Consider the following 21,802-nt stretch of genomic DNA (forward strand, 5'->3'; position numbering starts at 1 on the left):
CCTCATCCCGTGCAGATGATCAGTCCCAGCGGCGAGCGTCTGTCCCCGAACGGATACGAGCTTGATACCCTCGAGATTACCGACCTGATGACCATGTACCGATCCATGGTCCTGTTACGCAGATTCGACCAGGAGGCCACGGCTCTCCAGCGCCAGGGCGAGCTGGGACCGCGGCCCAGGCACCCGGGGCCGAGAACACCACCATGACCCTGGCCGCTGCCATCAACCGGGGACTGCACAAGGCCCTCGAGGACGATCCCAGGGTCGTGCTGTTCGGGGAGGACATCGGCGCGCTGGGCGGGGTCTTCCGCATCACGGACGGGCTGCAGAAGGACTTCGGTGACCAGCGGGTCATCGATGCTCCCCTCGTGGAAGCGGGCATCGTGGTGACCTCCGTGCGCAAGACGGGTCGTCTCGTGATCGTCCATGAAGCGCCCACGAGTTTCGGTGTGGGCGCTGAGATCGCCGCGCGGGTCGGGGAGAAATGCTTCTACGACCTCGAGGCACCCGTGATCCGCGTGGGCGGGTTCCACACCCCGTACCCGGCGTCGCGTTCCGAGCACCACTACTTGCCCGACGTGGACAGAATCCTCGACGGGATCGACCGGGCTCTCGAGTATGCAGGAGAAGATCATGAATACAGCCCAGTTCAAGCTCCCCGACGTCGGCGAGGGCCTCACGGAAGCGGACATCCTGACCTGGAAAGTCGCCGCCGGTGACGCCGTGAAGGTCAACCAGGTGATCGTGGAGATCGAGACCGCCAAGTCGGTCGTGGAACTGCCGTGTCCCACCGCGGGATCGGTGGCGACGATGCTCGCCCCCGAGGGAGCCACGGTGGAGGTGGGGAGGCCCATCATCGACATCGTGGCCGAGGACGCCGGAGTGGATCTCGCCGCGCTGACCGGAACGGGTCCGGCCGGCGAGGTCACCCGCAGGGACCTCGCGCAGCACCTGGTAGGCACCGGTGGTCTCCCGGAGGTCGCGCCGACGACGTCGCCCGGCGCCCCGGAGGGCGACGAGACGTGGACCATCCCGTTGAAGGGCGTCCGCAAGGCCACGGCGCAGGCGACGTGGCTTCTGCGTTCACCGCGCCGCACCTCACCGAGTTCCTGGACGTGGACGTCACGCGCACCATGGAGCTCGTGGCGCGCAGCCGCGGTGCGGAGGGATACGCCCGGGTCAACCCCCTGGCCGTGCTATCGCGGGCCATGTGCTGGGCCCTGCACCGGACTCCGGAGCTCAACCCCTCGCTGCAGGGTGAGCAGATCTCGGTCTCCCGCCGCGTGCACCTGGGGATCGCCACGGCCACGGACCGCGGTCTCATGGTCCCCGTGGTCCCGGACACGCACGCGCTGTCCGTGGGCGAGCTCGCGCTGCGGATCCGCGTGGGAGACTCGGGGCCATGAGTGCCGAGCCGACTGAGACCCACGACGTCCCCTGGGCCATGCAACTGGTAGTGTACCGGGATCGTGGGCGCCCCGCACGGGAGGTAGACGTCGCGGAAGCGGCGGCGCGCGCCGTCGTGATGCTGCTGGCCGACGAACGCAGCGTCCCGGGTGGGCCATGGCACGAGGCCGTGCGGACGTGGCGGGACGTGCAAATCCGCAAACTTGTGCGGCGCGCGGACGGCAAGCGCTGGGAGGACGTGCAGGCGTTACCCGGTGTCACGGTGGCGCAGAAGGCGCCGACGACGGCAGCGGACGAGCACGGCACCGCGGCCGTGAGGGCGTTCGTGCCCGCACCCGTGCAGCCCCTGCCCAAGCAACTGTACAAGCTGCAGGTGTCCGGCACGCAATTCCCCGCCGTCGGGGCCTCGGCCACGCAGAATGCCGTGGTCACCGTGGAGGTGGCCCCGGGACTCGGGATCTCGAGCGGCAAGCTCGCGGCGCAGTGTGGGCACGCCGCGCAGCTCGCGTGGGAGGCCATGCCCGAAGCAGTGCGGGAACGCTGGCGCGTGGACGACTACCGGGTGCGCGTGGAGTTCCCCTCGCGGGAGGAGTGGGGCGGGGTCCAGAGGCCGGTCACGGTCACGGACGCGGGGTTGACCGAGCTGGACGGCCCCACCGACACCACCCGGGCGTGGTGGGTGGAACCCGCCTGAGCGGCGGCTCAGCTGAGAGCCGGGCCTCATGGGGCATGCACCGCGCGCGGTCGGGCGGTGCTCAGGCCACGCTCGTGTGCGTGCGCTCGGCCTCCTGTGCCACGCCGCGGAACAGCACGGACAGGTTTGCCTCGCTCCCGGCCCGACCCAACAGTTCCAGTGGCATCCGAGGACGCGAGGTCGCCACGATCTGCGACGCGGTCTCCGAGACGGGTCGCAAGACGAATCGGACGCGCGCGCCCCACGACGAGAACGTGATTCCCACCGAGATCCGCCCGCCCTGCACATCGAGTTCTCGCAAGCCCAGTTTCGCGTGCTGGGCGCAGGCACGCTCGACCAGTCTCGGAAGTTCGGAGACGGGCACCGGTACCGTGAGTTGCCCTTGGCCGCGGGCACCGTATGAGGTGATGGTGTAGTCCTCGCCCCGCTCGGTCTGCGGGCGCAGAGCGAAGAACCCGGGGATGATGATGACGGCCAGGAGAAGCAGAGCCACCACTATGATGCTGACCCGGCCCCAGTGGAACACCCAGAGCAGCAGGGCGAGCACCAGCAGGCAATAGAGCACATTCAGGATCAGCGCCGCGACGGCCGATGTTCGTGTCACAGGGTTGAGGTCCATCAGCTCATGGTGGTGCTTCCCCGGACAACTGTGCACCACCGGTGACCGTTTCGTAATACTCGGCGAGCACGCACGACGGGGAACCCTCCGTCCCCGCGGCGGGCGATCTGCACAGCACCCGGCACGCCGCGGCGGGTGCCCGCAACGCTGCACAGTGCGGGCCAGCGGGCGCGGAACGTGGGTGTCACCGGCCAGGTTGGTGCCATGAACACCGCATCCATCACGGCTCCCGTCGACCCTCCGGGCGCCTCGCGTCGAGCCCGCCGCGCGGCCAGTCGGTCTTACGCAGCCTTTGACAGTGGCCATGGCGATCAGGGGTGTGGTCCGCTCCCTGCCGGGCCGGTCCCCGCGGATCGCGAGTCCCCGATCGCGGCGCGCTCGCGGGCCAGCGCAGCGGGGGGACGTGCACCGAGGGGAAGCACGGCGACGGGCAGCGTGCAGTTGCTCAGCACCACCCCTGACCTCGTGGAGGCCGTTGAGGCCGTGTGTATCGGCGCCGGGGTTGCGCTCAGGGTGACGGACGACGGTGCGGGGGCGCGAGCGGCGCCGTCGGACGTCGTGCTCGTGGATGCCGCCTGGGCCGGGGACGTCGTACCCCGCGGGGCGGTGGTCGTGGCGCTCACCGAACACGCCGACGCGTGGGACACCGCGGTGAGGTTCGGGGCGTCCGCCGTGGTGGTGTTACCGCACGCGGCCGCGTGGCTCGCGGACATGATCTCCCGCTCGTCCGATTCCGAACTGCCACGCACGACCGGGCGGGTGTACGGCGTCGTCGGCGCTACCGGGGGAGTGGGCGCGTCCACGGTGGCGTGCTGGCTCGCGGGGCACTTCGCGGCCCGGGGGGTGGGCACCGCGCTCGTGGACGGTGACCCCCTGGGCGCGGGCCTCGATCTCGCGCTGGGGGAGGAAACCACCGACGGGCTGCGGTGGCCCGAGCTCAATCAGTTCTCGGGCACCGTGGCGGCCGATCAACTGTGGGCGGCCATGCCGCGCCTGGATGCCCTGCGGTACCTCTCATGGGATCGCCACGCGAGCCTAGCGCACACCGTTCCGATGGCCACAGTGATCGCCGCGCTGCGTGGCGCCGCTGCGGTCCAGGTGGTGGATCTGTGCCGCTCGGACCTCGAACGGCAAGCGCGCTGGTGCGATGCCGTGCTGGTCCTGGCTTCCCGCACCGTGCGCGGGATCCTGGCCGCGGAACACACGGTGCGGCGTTGCGCACCCGTTCCCGTGGTGAGTGCGGTGTGCGGGGTCAACGTCGCGGACGTGGATCCCCCGGTCGTGGCCGAGGCCACCGGCGTGCCGTGCGTCGCGGCCGTTGCGTTCGACGCTCGCGTGCCCCAGCACCTCGACGACGGCACCGTCCTACGTCGCGGCCGGCACACCCGCCACGCGAAGACCGTGGCGCAGATCGCCCGGGCATTGGAGGAGCTGCCATGACGGTCTCATGCACGGTGTCCCACGATCACGACGCCGCCCGGCCCGGTCCGCGCGACGCGTCGGGGTCGGAAGTAGTCGACCACACTGCAACCCGGTCCGGCCCGTGCGTCACGCCAGGGCCGGAAGCTGCCGCGCACGACGCCGCGTTCGTGGACCTGGTGCGCGAACGCCTCCTGGCCGAGGGCGGTCCGGTCACCGACACCAGGATCGCCAAGGCCGTGCGGGAGACGGGCCGGGTGCTCGGGGCCGTCGGCTCCGTCCGAGCCGCGCAGCACGTCAAGGCGCAATTGACCGGGCTCGGGCCGTTGGAGCCACTACTGCCGGCGACCGGACTGAGCGACGTCTACGTCAACGGCCACGAGAACGTCTTCGTGGAGACCCACGACGGGATCCAGCGTGTCACGAGCCCGTTCACGTCCGAGGCGCACGTGCGTGCGCTCGCGGTGCGGCTCGTGACCGCGGCCGGGCGAAGGCTGGACGATGGCCACCCGTGCGTGGACGTGCAGACCGCCACCGGGCTTCGGGTGCATGCCGTGATCCCGCCGGTGTCCACGTCGGGGACACTGCTGTCCATCCGTTTCCGGGCTCCGCAGCGGCTGTCGCTCGCGGATCTGGTGCACTCCGGGACCGTGCACCCGTTCCTCGCGGACGTCCTCACGGATGCCGTGGCCGCACGGGCGAATCTCATGATCAGCGGCGCCACTGGTTCCGGAAAGACCACCGTGCTGTCCGCGCTACTGTCCCAGTGCGCGCCGGGACAGCGCCTCGTGCTCGTGGAGGACGCCGCGGAGCTGAACCCCGATCATCCCCACGTGGTCGGCATGCAGTCCCGGCAGGAGAACGTGGAGGGGGCCGGTTCCGTGGACCTCACGGACCTGGTCCGGCAAGCGTTGCGGATGCGCCCGGATTGGCTCGTGGTGGGGGAATGCCGTGGCGCGGAGGTCCGCGAGTTGCTGACCGCCCTGAACACGGGGCACTCCGGTGCGGGAACCGTGCACGCGAACTCCGCGCGGGCGGTTCCGGCCCGGCTCGCCGCCCTGGGGTCCCTCGCGGGACTCAGCCGTAGCGCCGTGGATTTGCAGGCTGCCAACGCGCTGGACCTCGTGGCCCACGTGAGCCGCACCCCCGCCGGACGCAGGCTGGATTCCCTGTGCACTCTCCACCTCGAGGACGGTGTGCTGAGCACCCGGCCCGCTCTGACCGTGGAGTCCGGGCATCCGGTCGAGGGGCCCGGGTGGCCACAGCTGGCACGGCTGCTGGCCCGAGGGCGTGACGCATCATGATGCTCGCGTTTCTCCTCTTCGTCCTCACCGCGGCCGCGTTGCTCGTCTGGAGCAGTGGCGGCGCGCGCGGGGGCAGCCTCGCAGTACCCGCACACCGCTCGGGTGATGACGACGCCGACGGCGGTGCCGAGCGTTCGGTGGGCCCGGGCGTGTTCGCACGGTGGCGTCGTCGTGATCGTGCCGCGGAAGCGATGCAATGGGTGACCGTGGTGCGCCGACTGGCCGCGCTGCTGCAAGCGGGGCGGGCACCCGCCCGGGTGTTCGGCGAACTGCCCGCGGTCTCCACGGGCTCGGGACCCACGGGGCGGTGGATCGCCCGGATGTGCGGGGACGTCCACGCCGCCGCCCAGGTCGGGATCCCGGTGTCCGCCAGTCTGACGCGCTTCGCGAGTGCTCCCGTGCCCGTGGGTGATCGCGCCCTCGCAGCCACCGCGCGGTCCGTGTGCGCCCAGCTCGCCGCGTGCTGGGAGATCTCGGAGCGTTCCGGGGCGCCCCTGGGACGCACGCTCTCGGGCGTGGCGGAGTCCCTAGAATCGCAGCTGGACGCGCAGGCCGCCCGGGACAGTGCCCTGGCAGGACCGCGGGTCACGGTGCGGACGCTGTCGTGGCTGCCCGTGCTCGCGCTGGGGCTCGGTGTGCTCATGGGCACGGATCCGATCACCACGCTGCTGACCACGTGGTGGGGTCGGCTCGCGCTCGCGGCGGGTGCCGCCCTCAGCATCGCCGGGCGATTGTGGACCCGGGCCCTGATGCATCGCGCCGAAGTGGAGAGCGCGTCATGATCGGGGCGCTGATGGCGGGTGTTCTCGCGGGATGCGGTGTACTTGTGTGGCTTTCTCCCGGCTCGCGGCTGCGGATCCCCCGCGGACGACGACGTTCCCCGCGTGAGCTCGGGTCGTCCCGTTCGGGGTTGAACGGTGGGTTTCTTCGTCCTGGCTCAAGGGCCACGTCGACCGTTCACGGCGGATTGGCCCGGGGCGGGGACATCGGATCGACCGGGGTGAACGGGCGGTCGTCTGGGTCATCCACGACCCCGGGAGCGACCGGGGATGCTCGGAGTGTGGCAACCTGGGCAATGCCGGCGGACGCATCGCTGGGTCCCTCGGTCCGTGCAGCAACTGCGACGGCGGCGTCGATCCCCCCTCTACCCGCCGCGGCACTCGTGGAACTCACGGCATGCCAGCTTGAGACCGGACTGCCCCTCGCGGAGGCCGTGTCCGTCCTTGCGAACAGCTGCGCTGGAGCTATCCACCAGCAGCTGGGTCGGGTCGCGGCCGCCCTGCGACTCGGGCTCCCGTGGGACGCGGCGTGGCCCGCGGATCAAGAACTGTCCCGGGACATGCGCGACTTCCGCGACGCTCTCGAGTTCACGGCCACCTCCGCCACGGCCTCGGCGTCCGTCCTGCGGGGTCAGGCGGACCTCGTGCGGCGAGCGCAATACCGTCGCGCCGAACGGGCGGCCGAGGCGCTCGCCGTGAAGCTCGTGCTGCCGCTCGGCCTGTGCTTCCTGCCCGCGTTCATGTGCTGGGGTGTGGTCCCCGTGCTCATGAGTTTGCTGCCCAGGGTCTTCGGATCATGACCGGCCACGCGCGCCTGCACGGCGCTCACGCTGCGGGGAGGGGGAGGGGGCCGCCCGCAGGATGCTGCGCCCCGATCTAGACACGTATTTGCAACCTTCCACTTGTCACGAAGGCGGGTGCGCGACACCGCTGCCATCTCACCCCTCAACACATCACGAACACCCAACGAACAGGAATACCACCATGTCCACGATCACGCTTCCCGCCTGCACCACCGCGTTCGACGATCCCACGGAGATCCCCGTGGAGGATGCGACCCAGTCGATGCCGACCGCCGAGGTGCGGCCCCGCACCGCCGTCGATCCGGACGACCCGGACCTCGGGGCGTCCACGGCGGAGTACGCGGTCATCGTGCTCGCGGCCGCCGCGTTCGGCGGCGTCATGGCCGCGGTGCTGTCCTCGGACTCCGTGTCGGGCATGTTGCTCGGCATCATCCAGAAGGCCCTGGCCGTCTGAACCGCGCACCCACCGGGCCCGGGCCGTGGGAGGGCCGCGTAGGACCGGCCACCCTGCGGCCCGGGCCCGGTGCCAGAACCGCATACACCCGAACCACTCCGAGCCCCCGGGCCTGCCGCGCTTCTGTTCCGGCGGACCCGTTCGTCGGAGTGGGGCCACCACCACGCCGCCCGGAACTGCCACGGTCCCCAGTCACACCGTGGTTCGAACACCGTGGAGTGCCGGTGAGCGAGCGCGTGGCCGTCGGTAGAAGGAGGACTCCCATGAGAAGGTCAAGAACCGTGCCGGCGCACGATCGCGCCGAAGCCTCACCGGGACAGCCGGAGCACCCACCACGACATCCGGATGCCGGAGCGGTCACGGTGGAAACGGCCGTGATGATGCCCGGTCTCGTCCTGCTCCTGGCCGTTCTGCTCGCGGCCGCAGCTGCCGGGATGACGACCGTGCGCTACGAGGAAGCCGCCCGGGCCTCCGCGCGCGCCGCCGCCCGGGGAGAAACCGGCGAGGTCGTGGAACGCACGGCGCGTGAGATCGCCGGGGACACCGCCGTCGTCCGGGTGAGCGTCGCGGACGACCGGGTCACGGTCGCGGTGAACGGCCCCGCCCCGGGGATCCTGGGGACGTGGAGTGATTGGCGCTTGCAGGCCACGGGCAGCGCGGCCGTGGACACCGCTCTCGGAACCACCGGGGGTCCGAGCGCCGGGCCGGGGACGCTTGATCATGCGAGGCCGTGACATGACGTCGGACGAGGTGCACGAGCATCATCGGACTCGAGCAGTGGGCGCGGGGGATCATCGCGACGAGGGGTCCGGCACGGTGCACGGTCTGACACTGGCCGTGACGCTGTGCTTTGTCCTCGTGGTGGTCCTGCTCGTCGGGCAGGCCGCGATCCTCACGCACCGTGCGGCCAAGGCGGCGGATTTGGCAGCACTCGCCGCGGCCGACGTCGCTCGCGGCCTGAGCCCCGGCGTCCCGTGCGATGTGGCTGCGCGGGTGGCCGCCGACAACGGGGCGCAGTTGTCCGAGTGCGCGGTGGTGGCCCCTGAGAACACGATCGTGGACGTCACCGCGGTGATCGAGTTGCCGCAACCCCTCGCGTCACTGGGCCCGGCCACCGGGGTGTCCCGGGCCGGACCGCCGCCGGGGGAGCCATGAGCTCCGGGAACTTCACCCCCGGAACAGCCATCAGCCCCGCAGCAGGCGCCCGCCCCGGAGTGGTCCCCCACCTCGGAGTAGTCAGCCATTGCGGGACGGCCACCCGCCGCGTGACAGCCGCGAGCGCATCACGGCGCGAAGGACAGCACCCCGTTGAGCAGCTTGAGCGCCCCCGCCTTGTCGAGTGGATTGTTGCGGTTGCCGCACTTGGGGGACTGCACGCACGAGGGGCAACCGGACTCGCATTCGCACTGCGCGATCGCGTCCCGGGTGGCGGTGATCCAGTGCCGGAACATGTCGTACCCGCGCTCGGAGAAGCCCGCACCGCCGGGGTGGCCGTCGTGCACGAAGATCGTGGGCAGTTCGGTGTCCACGTGCAGGGCGGTCGAGAGCCCGCCCACGTCCCACCGGTCACAGGAGGCCAACAGTGGCAGGAGCCCGATCATCGCGTGTTCCGCGGCGTGCAGGGAGCCGGGGATGTCCGGTTCCTCGATCCCCATCGCGGCCAGCTGACCCCCGGAGACCGTGAACCATGTGGCCGTGGTGGACAACTGGCGGGGCGGCAGATCCAGGGGTTCCTCACCCGCCACCTCGTTGGACGCCACCAGTTTGCGTTGATAGCTGACCACCTGGGTGGTCACGTCCACGGCCCCGCGGTGAATGCTCACGGGACCCCACTGCATCGAATCGCGCACGTCCCGCACGCGGACCTCGGTGATGTCCCGCGCGACCGTGTAGAAGTCCGGGAACGCGCGGCGCACCGCCGCCACGTGCAGTTCCTCGTCCAGTTCCTCCACCAGATAGGTTCGGCCCTGATGCACGTAGACCGCGCCCGGGTGGGCTTGGTAATGCGATTGCGGAGCGCCCATGGTGCCGAGCACCGAGCCGGTCTCCGAGTCGATGATCTGCACGGGACCGCCGTCCCCGGAACGGATCGACACCATGGTGGCGGGCTGTTCGGACCGGGTCCAGAACCACCCGCTCGGGCGTCGGCGCAGGTGCCCCGCGTCCGTGAGGGAGTCGACGACGTCGCGCGCGGTGGGCCCGAACAGCTCGAGTTCGTCGGGGCGCAGGGGCAGTTCTGCGGCGGCCGCGCACAGGTGCGGTGCGAGCACGTAGGGGTTGGAGGCCTCGAACACCGTGGCCTCCACGGGGACGTCGAAGATTGCCTCGGGGTGGTTGACCAAGTAGCCGTCCAGGGGATCGTCACCGGCGATCAGCGCCGCCAAGGCGTGCTGGCCCGCCCGCCCGGCGCGGCCGATCTGTTGCAGGAAGGACGCGCGGGTGCCGGGCCACCCGGCGACCAGGACGGCGTCGAGCCCCGCGATGTCGATCCCGAGCTCGAGTGCGGACGTGCTCGCGACCCCCAGCAACCGCCCGTCCCGCAACTGCTGTTCCAGCTCGCGGCGTTCCTCCGGCAGGAATCCGGAACGGTAGGCGGCCACGCGATGACCGAGCGAGGGGTCCACCTCCTCGAGCTGCCGGTGGGCCGCCTGTGCGATGGTCTCCGCGCCGCGGCGGGAACGGATGAACGCGATCGTGCGGATCTGACGCAGCACCAGGTCGGTGAGCATGTCGGAGGCCTCGGCTGTGACCGTGCGGCGACGGGGCGCGCCGTTGTCCGAACCGCCGGGCGACTGTTCCGGCTCCCACAGCACCACGGTGCGCGAACCGTGGGGCGAGGTGTCACGGGTCACCGCCGTCACGTCCTGTTCGGACGCGCCGATGAGCTTGGCGAATGACTGCTGCGGGGACGCACTCGTGGCGGACGCCCCCACGAACACGGGGGAGGCCCCATAATGCGCCGCGACCCGGACAAGTCGGCGCAACAGGACGGCCACGTGCGAACCGAACACCCCCCGATAGGAATGTGCCTCGTCCACGATCACGAATCGCAGCCGCCGGAAGAACCGAGACCAGCCGATGTGATGCGGCAGGATCCCGTGGTGGAGCATGTCCGGGTTGCACAGGATCACGTCCGCGTGCTCCCGGATCCAACGGCGCTCGCCGGGATCGGTGTCCCCGTCGTAGGTCGCCGCGCGCACGTCCGCGAAACCGAGTGCACGCAGGGACGTGAGCTGGTCCGCGGCCAGGGCCTTGGTGGGCGAGATGTAGAGGGCCGTGGCCTCGTCCGGATGGTGCAGCAGGCCGGGGCGTTCGGCCACCGCGAGTTTGCCCCGGTGCACGGCGTCGAGCACGAGGGACTGGTAGACCAGGGACTTCCCCGAAGCGGTGCCCGTGGCCACGATCGCGTGTCGCGGAGCGGTCAGCGCAGCGATCTGGTGCGCGTACGGTTCATGGATACCCAGCCGTTCATATGCGCTGACCACGTCCGGGTGCAGCCATTCGGGCCAGGGCGCGTGGGTGGGTTCGCGTTCCGGGATCTCGCGCACATGACGTACCTGCTCGGGGCGGGGTCCGCGTCCGAGCAGGTCCACCATCTCCTGCGAAGTCGTCACCGTGACATTGTGGCCCACACCGGGCGGGGACGACGCCGCCCGGCCACCAATGCGCGGGGCCCGCCACGCGTCGTCGGCTCCCTGCCTGTGCGGGGACCCGGTGCCGGAATCCGATGCGGGGACGACACCGCCACCTGGCCCACGTCCCGCACCCGCATGGAATCATGGGGGTATGAGCAACGCTGAGCACCCGCACCCCATGAACATCGCCCACGAGCACGATGACGCGTCCCAGGTCCCGCCCATCACCGAGCTGAGCGAACAGGAGAGCTGGGAGCTGCTCAAGCAGGCACGCTTCGCGCGGCTGGCGACTCGCGACGGCGACGAGATCGACATCACCCCGCTGAACATCGTGACCGACGGCGAGAAGATCTTCTTCCGCTCCGCCAAGGGCACCAAGGTCCTGCACCTGCAACTGAACCCGAACGTGACGGTCGAGATCGACCGCGCCGCCGGTTCACAAGCGCACTCCGTGGTGGTGCGCGGCACGGCCGAGATGATCACGGACACGGACCGGATCGCGTACGTGGAAGAGCTTGGTCTGCGACCGTGGTTGGAGACGGAGAAGATCGAGTTCGTGGAGATCACACCCACGCGCATCACGGGTCGCGCCTTCCGGTTGGGTCACTGACGGGTGGCCTCTTCCTGTCCCAACGACGCCGCTCCCGGGCCCGCGTTCAGCGTGGTCCCGGATGCCCCGCGCTCCGATGACCCGGCGCTGATCGCCCGCCTCCACGACGACCTCGTGGCCGCGGGGTTCAAGGTGGACGGGGTCACGGACCTCGTGGGCGAGCAGGCCATGTCCGCGTGGTCGCGGGACCAGGCGGTCCCTGCCCGTCGCGCCCTGCAACGGCGCTCGCAGGACCTCGGTTCCGCGCCGGGCGGTGCGGAAGATACTCACTCCTCACCGCGCGGCGTCGGCAACGCTGCGGATTCCGCGGGCCATGACGTCGCCGCGTTGATCACCCTCGCCGCGTTCTTCCTGCTCGGGGACCCCGTAACGGCCACATCGCTCGACGCCGCGCTGCCCTCCGTGGGCGCTTCCGGCCTGCAACGGTTGGGTCTGGTCGAGGCCGGCGTTGAGCCGGCCGATGGTGCCGCCGATGCCGCCACCGAGTCGGCCGAAGGCGCCGTCGACGCCGCTGCGCGCGGGCTCGGCGAGAACTGCCCGTCCCACGCGAACCCGGACGAGAGCGCAGCGGCGGATACCCCCGCGCCCTGCGTCACAGTGCGCTCCGCGGTGGATCTGCGGCCCTACGCCACGGATTCCTCGGCCGAGCTGTACGTCGCGAGCGACCTGGGTGCGTTCCAGCGACCGGGCGTGCTGCGCCATGACCACGTGCTGGGCATCGGGGGTGCATCGCTGACCCTCGTGCAGTCCACACCGCGCCGGCCCGTGGACACCGCCCTGGATCTGGGGACCGGATGCGGGATCCAGACCTTCCACCTCTTGGCCCACGCGCGCCACGTCACGGCCACGGACATCTCCGACCGCGCCCTGGCCACCGCGCGGTTCAACCTGATCCTCAACGCCGAGGCATTGGACGTGGACCCGTGGGACTTGCCCGCCCGGGTGAGCCTGGAGCGGGGGAGCCTGGTGGAGCCCGTGGCAGATCGCCGGTTCGACATGGTCGTGTCCAACCCGCCCTTCGTGATCACGCCGCGCAGCCCGGACGAACACGCCGAGGACCGCTTCACCTACCGGGACGGCGGTCTGCCGGGGGACCGGCTCGTGCGGGAATTATTGGGCGCGCTGCCCACCGTGTTGAACCCGGGGGCCACCGCGCACCTGCTCGCGAACTGGGAGATCCCGCGCGATCCGCACGAGGAGCCCTCGACCACGTGGTCCCGCGGGCCGGCATCGTGGGTGCCGCCGGGAACCGGCGCGTGGCTCGTCCAACGTGAAGTGCAGGACCCGTGCGAGTACGCCGAGACCTGGTTGCGGGACGCGTCCCAGCAGCGTGACGTCGCCGACTACGAACGTGCCTACGCGGCCTACCTGGACGACTTCGACTCCCGGGATGTGGCCGCGGTGGGCTTCGGCATGGTGTGGTTGTACCGCCCGGGTGAGGAAACACCGGATATTGCACCGCGGATCTTCGAGACCGTCTCGCACCCGATCCAGCAACCCATCGCCCCGGCGCTCGCCGCGGAGTGGGAGCGCATGCTGCGCATGGCGCGCGACGAGGCGGACCACGGCGCTCGCGGCCCGGCAGCGGCGTCGGGCACCGATCCCGCGTGGCTCGCGCGGCACTACACCGTGGCGCAGGACGTGACCGAGGAACGCCACGGCACACCCGGGGCCCCGGACCCGGCCCTGATCCTGTTGCGGCAGGGGGCGGGACTGCGTCGGAGCGTAATCCTCTCGAGCGAGGCGGCGGGCTTCGCGGGCGTATGCGACGGCGAGCTCAGCGCGGGGCAGATCCTCACGGCCCTCGGATCGCTGCTGGGGTGGCAGGACGGCCCGGCACCCCAGCTGCTGCGTGAAATCAAAGGCCTGATCACACATGGCTTCCTGACGGAGGTGTAAGACTGAACCCATGAGCGAGAACCTGAATCCCTTCCGGGTCATGGATTCCCAGCGGGTCTGGGAGTTGTTGGGCGACATGCCGTACGGCCGCCTTGCCGTCCAGGGCGCGGGCCTCGTGGACATCTTCCCGGTCAATCACGTGGTCAATCAGCGAAAGATCTATTTCCGCACGTCACAGGGCACCAAGCTGGCCAGCCTGGTGGTGAACAACCACGTGGCGTTCGAGGTGGACAAGGTCGAGGGCACCCACGTTGAATCCGCGGTGGTCCACGGCCGGGCGCGCCGGTTGGAGACCCGGGCGGAGGTGGAGGCGGCGGAACAATTGCCGCTGACCCCGTGGGCACCGAACTACAAGTTCCACTACGTGGTCCTGGAGCCGGACGACGCCACCGGACGCGAATTCACCATGGGTGAGGAACCGGATCACGACCTGTAGTGATCCAGCGTGTCGTACGCTGACGTCCCGGGCACGGAGTGAACGCGGCGCGCGGAGGAATCGAGCGCCGTCGCCCACGCCCACCGGCCGATCAGCATGAACGGCCAGCATTGAACACAGACCCGCCCCGCAACCACGGGTCATGACGAGGAGCACCTTTGGCATCCAAGGCCACCAAGAACGCCGGTACGGGCAAGAGCCTGCTGATCGTGGAGTCACCGTCCAAGGTGAAGACGATCGCGGGGTACCTGGGGGACGCCTATGAAGTGGAGTCCTCCATGGGCCACATCCGTGACCTGCCGCAGCCCTCCGAGCTGCCGACGGACATGAAGAAGGGCCCGTACGGCAAGTTCGCGGTGGACGTGGAGCACGAGTTCGACCCGTACTACGTGGTCAACCCGGACAAGAAGAAGAAGGTCACGGAGCTCAAGCGCAAGCTCAAGGACGCGGACGCCCTGTACCTGGCCACGGATGGTGATCGCGAGGGTGAGGCGATCGCGTGGCACCTGTTGCAGGTGCTCAAGCCCAAGGTCCCCGTGTACCGCTTGACGTTCCCGGAGATCACCCGGGAGGCCATCGAGCGCGGGTTCGCGCAGTTGCGGGAGATCGACCAGGACCTCGTGGACGCCCAGGAGACCCGCCGCATCCTGGACCGGCTCTACGGCTACGAGATCTCCCCTGTGCTGTGGCGCAAGGTTTCCTCGGGGCTCTCCGCCGGGCGCGTGCAGTCCGTGGCCACCCGCCTGGTGGTCCAGCGCGAACGGGAGCGGATCGCGTTCGTGCCCGCCGACTACTGGGACCTCACCGGCACCTTCTCCCGGCCCGAGGGGCAGGACGCCGGGCGGGCCTTCACCGCGCGGTTGAGCTCCCTGAACGGCCGCCGCGTGGCCACCGGCAAGGACTTCACGGACCGCGGCGAGCTCAAGGCCTCCGGTCAGAACGCCCCCGCCGCGCTGGACGAGACCGTGGCCACGGCGCTCGCGGCCGGATTGCAGGACGCCGAGTTCTCGGTCCGTTCGCTCGAGACCAAGCCCTACACGCGCCGTCCCGCCGCACCGTTCACCACCTCCACGCTGCAGCAGGAGGCCGCTCGCAAGCTGCGTTTCACCTCGCGCACCACCATGCGGGTCGCGCAGCGGTTGTACGAGAACGGCTACATCACGTACATGCGTACCGACTCGGTCGCGCTGTCCGATCAGGCGGTCAACGCCGCGCGCTCGCAGGCCAAGGAGCTCTACGGCGCGGAGTTCGTTTCCGCCTCCAAGCGCGTGTACGCGTCCAAGTCCAAGAACGCGCAGGAGGCCCACGAGGCCGTGCGTCCCGCGGGGGACACCTTCCGCACCCCGTCGCAGGTGCGCTCGCAGCTGTCCGTGGACGAATTCAAGCTCTACGAGCTGATTTGGAAGCGCACCGTGGCCTCCCAGATGGAGGACGCCAAGGGCAGCACCGCGACCGTCCGCCTGGGCGCCACGGCCACCTCCGCCGCCGGTGAGCATTCCGGGGCCGACGCCGAGTTCTCGGCTTCCGGGACCGTCATCACCTTCCGGGGGTTCCTGGCCGCGTACGAGGAGGGCCGGGACGTGAACCCGGATCTCGCCCATGAGAACTCGAAGCAGTCCGAGAAGTCCGAGGACAAGCGGCTGCCCGTGATGGCCGAGGGTGACGCCCTGGACGCCTCCGAGGTCACCGCGGACGGGCACACCACCACGCCCCCTGCCCGCTACACCGAGGCCTCCCTCGTGAAGACCCTGGATGAACTGGGGATCGGGCGGCCCTCCACGTACGCCGCGACCATCTCCACGATCATGGACCGCGGTTACGTGCAGGTGCGCGGCTCGGCGTTGATCCCGTCCTGGCTCGCGTTCTCCGTGGTGCGGTTGTTGGAGGAGCATTTCTCCGACTACGTGGACTACGACTTCACGGCGGAGCTCGAGGAGGACCTGGACCGGATCGCCCGTGGCGAGGCCGAGCGGGTCAAGTGGCTCGAGCGGTTCTACTTCGGTGACACCGTCTCCGAACCAGGACTCAAGCCACTCGTGGACGACCTCGGGGAGATCGACGCCCGCGCCGTGAACTCGATCCCCGTCACGGACGAGATCACGTTGCGCGTGGGCAAGTTCGGTCCGTACCTCGAGACCGGTGGCACGGTGGACCCGGAGACCGGGGAACTGACCGACCCGGTGCGCGCGAACGTCCCGCTGGACCTCGCCCCGGATGAGCTCACGCCCGAGAAGGCGCGGGAACTCATGGAGATCGGCAAGGCGGACGGCCGTGAGCTGGGCGTGAACCCGGACACCGGTCGGATGATCGTGGCCAAGGACGGCCGTTACGGTCCCTATGTCACGGAGGTGATCCCGGAGCCCACGCAGGAGGAACTGGACGCGATCCCCACCGAGTACTACAAGAACGGCAAGCCCAAGCCCAAGAAGGTCGAGCGGCCCAAGCCCAACACGGCATCCCTGTTCTCGTCCATGAACCTGCAGGACATCACCCTGGACGACGCCCTCAAGCTGCTGTCCCTTCCCCGGGTACTGGGTGAGGACACCGACGGTGAGACCATCACGGTGCAGAACGGGCGTTACGGCCCGTACCTGAAGAAGGGCGCCGACTCCCGGTCGATCGGTTCCGAGGACCAGATCTTCACGATCACCCTTGACGAGGCCAAGACCATTTACGCGCAGCCCAAGCAGCGCGGTCGCCAGGCCGCCAAGCCCCCGCTCGCGGATCTGGGCGCGGATCCCCTGACCGAGAAGCGCATGGTCATTAAGGAAGGCCGCTTCGGCGCGTACATCACGGACGGGGAGACCAACGTGACGGTCCCGCGTGCCGAGGCGATCGAGCAGATCACCGCGGCCCGCGCGTCCCAGTTGCTCGCCGAGAAGCGGGCGAAGGGCCCGGCGCCCGCCAAGACGACGTCGCGCTCTCGCAGCTCGGCCAAGAGCGGCACGGCCAAAAGCGGGACGGCGAAACGTTCCACGGCCAAGGGTGCGACTACCAAGAGTGGCGCGGACAGGAAGACCACGCGCAAGACCGCCGGCGCGGGGCGTTCCGCGAGCAAGTAGGACCGGTTCGTGCGGCGGCGTCCCGGCGGCGTCGTCCCCGCGGTCGTCCCGAAGCCCCGCGATCCGGTCCGGCCCAACGGCCCCCACCCAACGCCTCCACCCAGCGAGCGAAGGAACTCACATGCGGCTCTCCGTCCTGGACGTCGGCTCCAACACGGTGCACCTGCTCCTGCTGGACGTCTACCCGGGGTCGCGGCCGGAACCGTACGCGTCCCACAAGATGGCGCTACGGCTCGTGGACTACCAGGACGACGACGGTCGGATCACGGACGAGGGCCGTGACCTGCTCACCGGGTTCGTGGTGGAGGCGCGTGACTTTGCCGTGGAGCACCGCGCGGAGGACCTGCTCGCGTTCGCGACCTCCGCGATCCGGGAGGCCACCAACGGCAACGCCGTGCTGGACCACGTCCAGTCCACGTCCGGGGTCACGCTCACGGAACTGTCCGGGGACCAGGAGGCGGCCGTGACGTTCTCCGCGGTGCGCCGCTGGTTCGGCTGGGGCGCCGGACGCGTCCTGGATTTCGACATCGGCGGAGGGTCCTTCGAGATGGCGATCGGCACCAACGCGTTGCCCACGGTCGCCACGTCCGTCCCGCTCGGTGCGGGTCGGCTGTACCGGGCATATCTCGCGGGGTACGACGTCGCACCCCCGGCCCGCTTCAAGGCCTTGCGCAAGCACGTGCGCACCACGCTGCGTCCCGCCGTGGACCGGATCGCCGCCGGGGGACAACCGAATCTGGTCGCGGGCACGTCCAAGACGTTCCGCTCGCTCGCGCGGATCTGCGGGGCGGCGCCGTCGGGCCAGGGACCGTATGTGCAACGCGTCATGCACCTGGAGGACCTACGCTTGTGGACGCGGCGCATGGAGGCCATGACCGTGGCCGAACGCGCGGACCTGCCCGGTGTCTCCGAACATCGTGCCGCGCAGGTGGTGGCCGGGGCGATCGTCGCGGAGACCGCCATGGACCTGCTCAAGGTGGAGTCGCTGCGGATCTCCCCGTGGGCCCTGCGGGAAGGACTCATCCTGCGGCGCATGGACCGGTTGCTGCGGGACTCCACGAGCTCGACCGTCGATCCCAAGGACCTGGTGACCAGCTCATGACCGACACACCCGTCTACCGCCCGCACGTGGCCCTGTCCACGAGTTCGCTGTACCCGCAGGGTGTCCCCGAGACGTTCGACGCCGCCCAGCGCCTGGGCTACGACAGCGTGGAAGTGCTCGTGACCCACGAGCGCATGAGTCAGCTGACCCACCAACTGCTGGACAACATCCAGAAGTACCAGCTGCCCATCTCCACGATCCACGCGCCCACGCTGCTGTTCACGCAACAGGTGTGGGGCAAGGCGTGGACCAAGATCCAGATGGCCGCCAAGCTCACGCACCAGGTGGGCGCGGAAGTCGTGGTGGCCCACCCGCCGTTCCGGTGGCAGCGCAAGTACGCGCGCAACTTCGTGGCCGGTGTGCGTGAGGTCTCCCGGATGACCGACACCAAGATCTCCGTGGAGAACATGTACCCATGGCGCGTGGGCGGGCGTGAGGCCGTCGTCTACTCGCCGCATTACAGCCCCCTGGGTCAGGACTACGAGTGGGTCACGTGGGACTTCTCCCACGCGGCCACCGCCAAGATGGATTCGCTCGCGGCCGTCAAGGAACTCGGTTCCCGGTTGGGCCACGTGCACCTCACGGACGGTTCGGGTCAGACCATGGCGGACGAGCACCTCCTGCCGGGGCGGGGCGTACAGCCGGTCGCCGAGACCCTCGAGTACCTGCGTGATCAGCGCTGGCAGGGTGTGGTGGGGGTCGAGGTCTCTACACGCAAGACCAAGGACGCGGACGAGCGGGACGAGTGGCTCGCCGAAGCCCTGTCTTTCGCGCGCCGCCACATGACGGTGGAGGGCTAGCCCGTCGGACCCCGGACCCGGTGCACCGCGGCGGGCCGGTGCCGCCACCCCTTCCGCCTCACACCGCCTTGCACCGCCACCCGTCCAGGGTGGCGCGCACATCTGCGCTGCGATACGCACGGTTTCGGCCCCGAATCCGCGCGTTCTGCAACGAGGATGTCCCGGGCCGCACCGGCGTGGGAGCGGGCTGAGGTTGCCGCTTCCGCCCGGTCACCAGGGGCGGATACACATAAGTGGCTCTTCAGGATCCAGGGTGTAGTCGCGGCCTGAACCCGCCGGTCTCCAGGAGCGATCTGGCGATGTAGTTGGTGAGGTTGCGGAACCCGAGCGCGGAGCCGCGCAGGTGTTCGAGCCGGCCGTTGATCGCCTCGGTCGGGCCGTTGGATGTACCAGGACGATCGAAGTAGGCCAGCACGTCGGTGGCCCGCTTGGTCAGGGTCCGGCCGAGCGTGATCACCTCGCTCAACGCACCCGGGACGCCGTGGCTGAGGGAGTGGATCAGCCGCTGCATCAGCGCTCGGCCTCGGGCCCGGTCGGGTTCTCGGTAGGCGGCGATCATCCTCTGGTAGATCCCCCAGGTGGCCTCGACCTCGACGTGGGCGTCGGCCGTGAACAGCTTCTCCAGCCGGTCCCGCTGCTTGTCGGTGAGCAGGTCCGCTCCGGTGTGCAGGGTCCGGCGAGCCGAGTAGAGGGGATCGCCGGCCCGGCCGCGGTGGCCACGGGTGTCCTGCTGAACGCGGCGCCGGCACTGATCCAGGGCATCGCCGGCCAGGCGCACGACGTGGAAGGGATCCATGACCGCGGTCGCCTCGGGCAGCTCCTCGGTGGTGGCGGTCTTGAACCCGCTGAACCCGTCCATCGCGACTACTTCCACGCCCTGGCGCCAAGGGTTCTCGCGCTCGGCCAACCATGTCTTGAACGCCTGTTTGGAGCGGCCCTCGACCATGTCCAGCAGCCGGGCGGGACCCGTCCCGGCGCGAACCGGGGTGAGGTCGATGATGACGGTGACGTACTTGTCGCCGCGGCGGGTGTGGCGCCAGACGTGCTCGTCGACGCCGATGACCTTGACCCCGTCGAACCGGCCGGGGTCGTCGATGAGCACCCGCTTGCCCTCGGCCAGCACGGCGTCGTTGGCGGTGTTCCACGAGACTCCCAGGCCTTCGGCGACGCGGGCCACGGTCAGGTGCTGGCACACGATCCCTTCCAGCGCCCACCGCAGACCGCGACGGGAGAGCCTCGCCCGCGGCTCGGCTGCCTTGGTGGTGTCCTGGCGCCACACGTGTCCGCACCCGGTGCACCGGTAGCGGCGAACCGTGACCAGCAGCGTCGTAGGTCGCCAGCCCAGCGGCTCGTGCGCCAGGCGCCGCACCACGGTGTCGCGGGGCGTGCCCTCGCAGCCGCAGCGCCGGCACCACTGGTCCGGTTCCAGGACCCGGCAGGCCAGGATCGCCTGCTCGGGCTCGAGGCGCTGACCGACGACGTCAAGACCGAGCTCGTCGAGACGGCAGAAGGTGGTCAAGTCAGGGCAGGCGAAGGTAGCGTCAGGCACGTCGAGGTCTTCCAGATGAGGCGTGTAGGAACCTTCATCTTCGGGAGGCCTCGACCCCTATCCGGCGACCGACGCGCCGACCCCAACTACACCCTGGATCCTGAAGAGCCACATAAGTCCCGGAACAGCCGCCTGGACACGGGATCCGTGTCTTTTCGGGCCATGAATGTTCGCAGCCGCGGGGCGCGGTGCTTCCCCGGCCCCGTATGGAGTGCTCCCCGCCGACCCCCACGGCACGGAGTCCCATCCGGCGCGCTCGCGGGGACCGTCCGCCGCGCGATACCGTTCAAGGAGAGTTCCGTGACCGCAACAACACCCCGTGAGCCCTACTGCGCGGCAACAGCACGAGAGGGCCCCGGACGGGTGTGAAAGGACTGATGGCATGAGCGAGCTGACCCTGGCGTTCCTGGGAACCGGTTCCATGAACGGTGCGATCCTGCGAGGGGTCTTGGCGGGCGGCACCGAGAAGGGGGCGGTGCGCGCGACGACCCGATCGGCGTCGTCGGGGGAGGAGCTGCGTGACGAGACCGGCGTGACCGTGTTCGCGGGCGAGGAGGACGCGGAGGCGAACCGCACTGCTGTGAAGGGCGCGGACGTCGTGCTGCTGGGGGTCAAGCCGTACGCGATCCTGGACCTGGCGCGCGAGATCGCACCCGCTCTGGACCCCGGGACCGTGGTGGTGTCCGTGGCCGCCGGTGTCACGCTGGACGCCCTGCAGAAGGCCCTGCCGCAGGGGCAGCCGGTAGTGCGCTCGATGCCCAACACGCCGTCGAGCGTGGGCCGCGGCGTGCTGTCCGTGACCCCGGGTGAGCACGTGTCCCGCGAGCAGCTGGACGCGGTGAAGGACGTGCTGGCCGCCGTGGGCACGGTCGTGGAGGTGCCCGAGAACCTGATCCGCGCGGTCACGGGTGTGTCCGGCTCGGGCCCCGCGTACGTGTTCTACCTGGCCGAGGCCATGCAGCACGCGGGGGAGCAGCTGGGCCTGGACCCGGAGACGGCGCGCGTGCTCGCGAAGGAGACGGTCTCCGGCGCGGGCGTCCTGCTCGCTCCCGACCACGCTGATCCCGCCGCCCTGCGCAAGGCCGTCACCAGCCCGGGCGGCACCACGGAGCAGGCGATCACCACGTTCGACGAGAAGGGCCTGCGCGAGATCATCGCGGCCGGCGCGGAGGCGTCCGCGACGAAGGGTGACCACATGGAGAAGGAATACGGCGGCGAATGACGTGAACC

Annotated in this window: 19 protein-coding genes and 2 pseudogenes; 18 read left to right on the forward strand and 3 right to left on the reverse strand. The window is 70.0% G+C overall.

All coding sequences use genetic code 11. From position 1 onward, the window contains the following. Positions 1 to 203: 203 nt before the first annotated feature. From ACW9PK_RS08175 to ACW9PK_RS08190, 4 genes and pseudogenes are all read left to right on the forward strand, one after another. Positions 204 to 620, forward strand: a pseudogene (locus tag ACW9PK_RS08175) (transketolase C-terminal domain-containing protein); the annotation flags it as partial. A 13-nt stretch (positions 621 to 633) separates the two neighbouring features. Continuing rightward, a pseudogene (locus ACW9PK_RS08180) lies at positions 634 to 924 on the forward strand (biotin/lipoyl-containing protein); the annotation flags it as partial. Between the two features lie 146 nt (positions 925 to 1,070). Then, positions 1,071 to 1,406, forward strand: coding sequence for a 2-oxo acid dehydrogenase subunit E2 (locus tag ACW9PK_RS08185; protein ID WP_457015515.1), 336 nt, complete (start codon positions 1,071 to 1,073; stop codon positions 1,404 to 1,406). Then, positions 1,403 to 2,101 (forward strand): peptidyl-tRNA hydrolase, encoded by a 699-nt coding sequence (locus tag ACW9PK_RS08190; RefSeq protein WP_457015516.1) that lies wholly within the window; start codon positions 1,403 to 1,405, stop codon positions 2,099 to 2,101. Before ACW9PK_RS08185 ends, ACW9PK_RS08190 begins: the two co-directional genes overlap by 4 nt. Before the next feature lie 61 nt (positions 2,102 to 2,162). Here the strand turns inward: ACW9PK_RS08190 and ACW9PK_RS08195 are convergent, their stop codons facing one another. Continuing rightward, positions 2,163 to 2,720: a hypothetical protein gene (locus tag ACW9PK_RS08195; RefSeq protein WP_457015517.1), complete on the reverse strand. Its 558-nt coding sequence runs from the start codon at positions 2,718 to 2,720 to the stop codon at positions 2,163 to 2,165. 435 nt (positions 2,721 to 3,155) lie between these two features. On the opposite strand from ACW9PK_RS08195, the gene ssd reads away from it, so the two are divergent. From ssd to ACW9PK_RS08230, 7 genes are all read left to right on the forward strand, one after another. Next, a complete protein-coding gene (gene ssd / locus ACW9PK_RS08200) occupies positions 3,156 to 4,160 on the forward strand; it encodes a septum site-determining protein Ssd (RefSeq protein WP_457015518.1) in 1,005 nt (334 codons plus the stop codon). After that, positions 4,157 to 5,443: a TadA family conjugal transfer-associated ATPase gene (locus ACW9PK_RS08205; protein WP_457015519.1), complete on the forward strand. Its 1,287-nt coding sequence runs from the start codon at positions 4,157 to 4,159 to the stop codon at positions 5,441 to 5,443. Before ssd ends, ACW9PK_RS08205 begins: the two co-directional genes overlap by 4 nt. After that, complete coding sequence (locus ACW9PK_RS08210) at positions 5,440 to 6,225, forward strand: type II secretion system F family protein (protein WP_312795614.1); 786 nt, start codon at positions 5,440 to 5,442, stop codon at positions 6,223 to 6,225. The genes ACW9PK_RS08205 and ACW9PK_RS08210 overlap by 4 nt, the downstream gene beginning before the upstream one ends. A 278-nt stretch (positions 6,226 to 6,503) precedes the next feature. Continuing rightward, entirely contained in the window at positions 6,504 to 7,022 is a 519-nt protein-coding gene (locus ACW9PK_RS08215) for a type II secretion system F family protein (protein ID WP_368835079.1), read from the forward strand. 184 nt (positions 7,023 to 7,206) lie between these two features. Next, on the forward strand, positions 7,207 to 7,479 hold the full coding sequence (locus ACW9PK_RS08220) for a DUF4244 domain-containing protein (RefSeq protein WP_085106218.1): 273 nt from the start codon (positions 7,207 to 7,209) through the stop codon (positions 7,477 to 7,479). A gap of 377 nt (positions 7,480 to 7,856) precedes the next feature. After that, positions 7,857 to 8,213, forward strand: a complete 357-nt coding sequence (locus ACW9PK_RS08225; protein WP_457017189.1) for a TadE family type IV pilus minor pilin — start codon at positions 7,857 to 7,859, stop codon at positions 8,211 to 8,213. A gap of 1 nt (position 8,214) precedes the next feature. After that, positions 8,215 to 8,634 carry an Rv3654c family TadE-like protein gene (locus ACW9PK_RS08230; RefSeq protein WP_085106219.1) on the forward strand — a complete coding sequence of 140 codons (420 nt, stop codon included), beginning with the start codon at positions 8,215 to 8,217 and terminating at the stop codon, positions 8,632 to 8,634. A 128-nt stretch (positions 8,635 to 8,762) separates the two neighbouring features. On the opposite strand, the gene ACW9PK_RS08235 is transcribed toward ACW9PK_RS08230, so the two are convergent. Beyond that, complete coding sequence (locus tag ACW9PK_RS08235) at positions 8,763 to 11,093, reverse strand: DEAD/DEAH box helicase (RefSeq protein ID WP_400696134.1); 2,331 nt, start codon at positions 11,091 to 11,093, stop codon at positions 8,763 to 8,765. Between the two features lie 172 nt (positions 11,094 to 11,265). Here ACW9PK_RS08235 and ACW9PK_RS08240 point away from each other — a divergent pair, with 172 nt between their 5' ends. The 6 genes from ACW9PK_RS08240 (at position 11,266) to ACW9PK_RS08265 (ending at position 19,023) form a co-directional block, all read left to right on the forward strand. Beyond that, entirely contained in the window at positions 11,266 to 11,724 is a 459-nt protein-coding gene (locus tag ACW9PK_RS08240) for a pyridoxamine 5'-phosphate oxidase family protein (protein WP_082943346.1), read from the forward strand. A gap of 3 nt (positions 11,725 to 11,727) precedes the next feature. Further along, positions 11,728 to 13,623 carry a DUF7059 domain-containing protein gene (locus ACW9PK_RS08245; protein ID WP_457015520.1) on the forward strand — a complete coding sequence of 632 codons (1,896 nt, stop codon included), beginning with the start codon at positions 11,728 to 11,730 and terminating at the stop codon, positions 13,621 to 13,623. Positions 13,624 to 13,633: 10 nt separating this feature from the next. After that, positions 13,634 to 14,059, forward strand: coding sequence for a pyridoxamine 5'-phosphate oxidase family protein (locus tag ACW9PK_RS08250; RefSeq protein WP_085106222.1), 426 nt, complete (start codon positions 13,634 to 13,636; stop codon positions 14,057 to 14,059). Between the two features lie 158 nt (positions 14,060 to 14,217). Next, a complete protein-coding gene (topA, locus tag ACW9PK_RS08255; protein ID WP_457015521.1) occupies positions 14,218 to 17,121 on the forward strand; it encodes a type I DNA topoisomerase in 2,904 nt (967 codons plus the stop codon). 121 nt (positions 17,122 to 17,242) lie between these two features. Beyond that, entirely contained in the window at positions 17,243 to 18,223 is a 981-nt protein-coding gene (locus ACW9PK_RS08260) for a Ppx/GppA phosphatase family protein (RefSeq protein ID WP_064846647.1), read from the forward strand. Then, positions 18,220 to 19,023, forward strand: a complete 804-nt coding sequence (locus ACW9PK_RS08265; protein WP_144997344.1) for a sugar phosphate isomerase/epimerase family protein — start codon at positions 18,220 to 18,222, stop codon at positions 19,021 to 19,023. Before ACW9PK_RS08260 ends, ACW9PK_RS08265 begins: the two co-directional genes overlap by 4 nt. A gap of 241 nt (positions 19,024 to 19,264) precedes the next feature. Here the strand turns inward: ACW9PK_RS08265 and ACW9PK_RS08270 are convergent, their stop codons facing one another. Then, positions 19,265 to 20,572, reverse strand: coding sequence for an ISL3 family transposase (locus ACW9PK_RS08270; RefSeq protein WP_058955456.1), 1,308 nt, complete (start codon positions 20,570 to 20,572; stop codon positions 19,265 to 19,267). Positions 20,573 to 20,954: 382 nt separating this feature from the next. Here ACW9PK_RS08270 and proC point away from each other — a divergent pair, with 382 nt between their 5' ends. Continuing rightward, complete coding sequence (gene proC / locus ACW9PK_RS08275) at positions 20,955 to 21,794, forward strand: pyrroline-5-carboxylate reductase (protein WP_144932563.1); 840 nt, start codon at positions 20,955 to 20,957, stop codon at positions 21,792 to 21,794. Positions 21,795 to 21,802 lie beyond the last annotated feature (8 nt).

The sequence above is a fragment of the Kocuria sp. MNB10 genome (genome assembly GCF_054073685.1).

Bases quoted from the DNA above. Each gene is read 5' to 3' on its own strand.
- ACW9PK_RS08225 (WP_457017189.1), top strand. From the start codon at position 7,857: ATGATGCCCGGTCTCGTCCTGCTCCTGGCCGTTCTGCTCGCGGCCGCA.
- ACW9PK_RS08205 (WP_457015519.1), top strand. From the start codon at position 4,157: ATGACGGTCTCATGCACGGTGTCCCACGATCACGACGCCGCCCGGCCC.
- ACW9PK_RS08230 (WP_085106219.1), top strand. From the start codon at position 8,215: ATGACGTCGGACGAGGTGCACGAGCATCATCGGACTCGAGCAGTGGGC.
- ACW9PK_RS08210 (WP_312795614.1), top strand. From the start codon at position 5,440: ATGATGCTCGCGTTTCTCCTCTTCGTCCTCACCGCGGCCGCGTTGCTC.
- ACW9PK_RS08240 (WP_082943346.1), top strand. From the start codon at position 11,266: ATGAGCAACGCTGAGCACCCGCACCCCATGAACATCGCCCACGAGCAC.
- ACW9PK_RS08195 (WP_457015517.1), bottom strand. From the start codon at position 2,720: ATGGACCTCAACCCTGTGACACGAACATCGGCCGTCGCGGCGCTGATC.
- ACW9PK_RS08190 (WP_457015516.1), top strand. From the start codon at position 1,403: ATGAGTGCCGAGCCGACTGAGACCCACGACGTCCCCTGGGCCATGCAA.
- ACW9PK_RS08260 (WP_064846647.1), top strand. From the start codon at position 17,243: ATGCGGCTCTCCGTCCTGGACGTCGGCTCCAACACGGTGCACCTGCTC.
- proC (WP_144932563.1), top strand. From the start codon at position 20,955: ATGAGCGAGCTGACCCTGGCGTTCCTGGGAACCGGTTCCATGAACGGT.
- ACW9PK_RS08250 (WP_085106222.1), top strand. From the start codon at position 13,634: ATGAGCGAGAACCTGAATCCCTTCCGGGTCATGGATTCCCAGCGGGTC.
- ACW9PK_RS08220 (WP_085106218.1), top strand. From the start codon at position 7,207: ATGTCCACGATCACGCTTCCCGCCTGCACCACCGCGTTCGACGATCCC.
- ACW9PK_RS08265 (WP_144997344.1), top strand. From the start codon at position 18,220: ATGACCGACACACCCGTCTACCGCCCGCACGTGGCCCTGTCCACGAGT.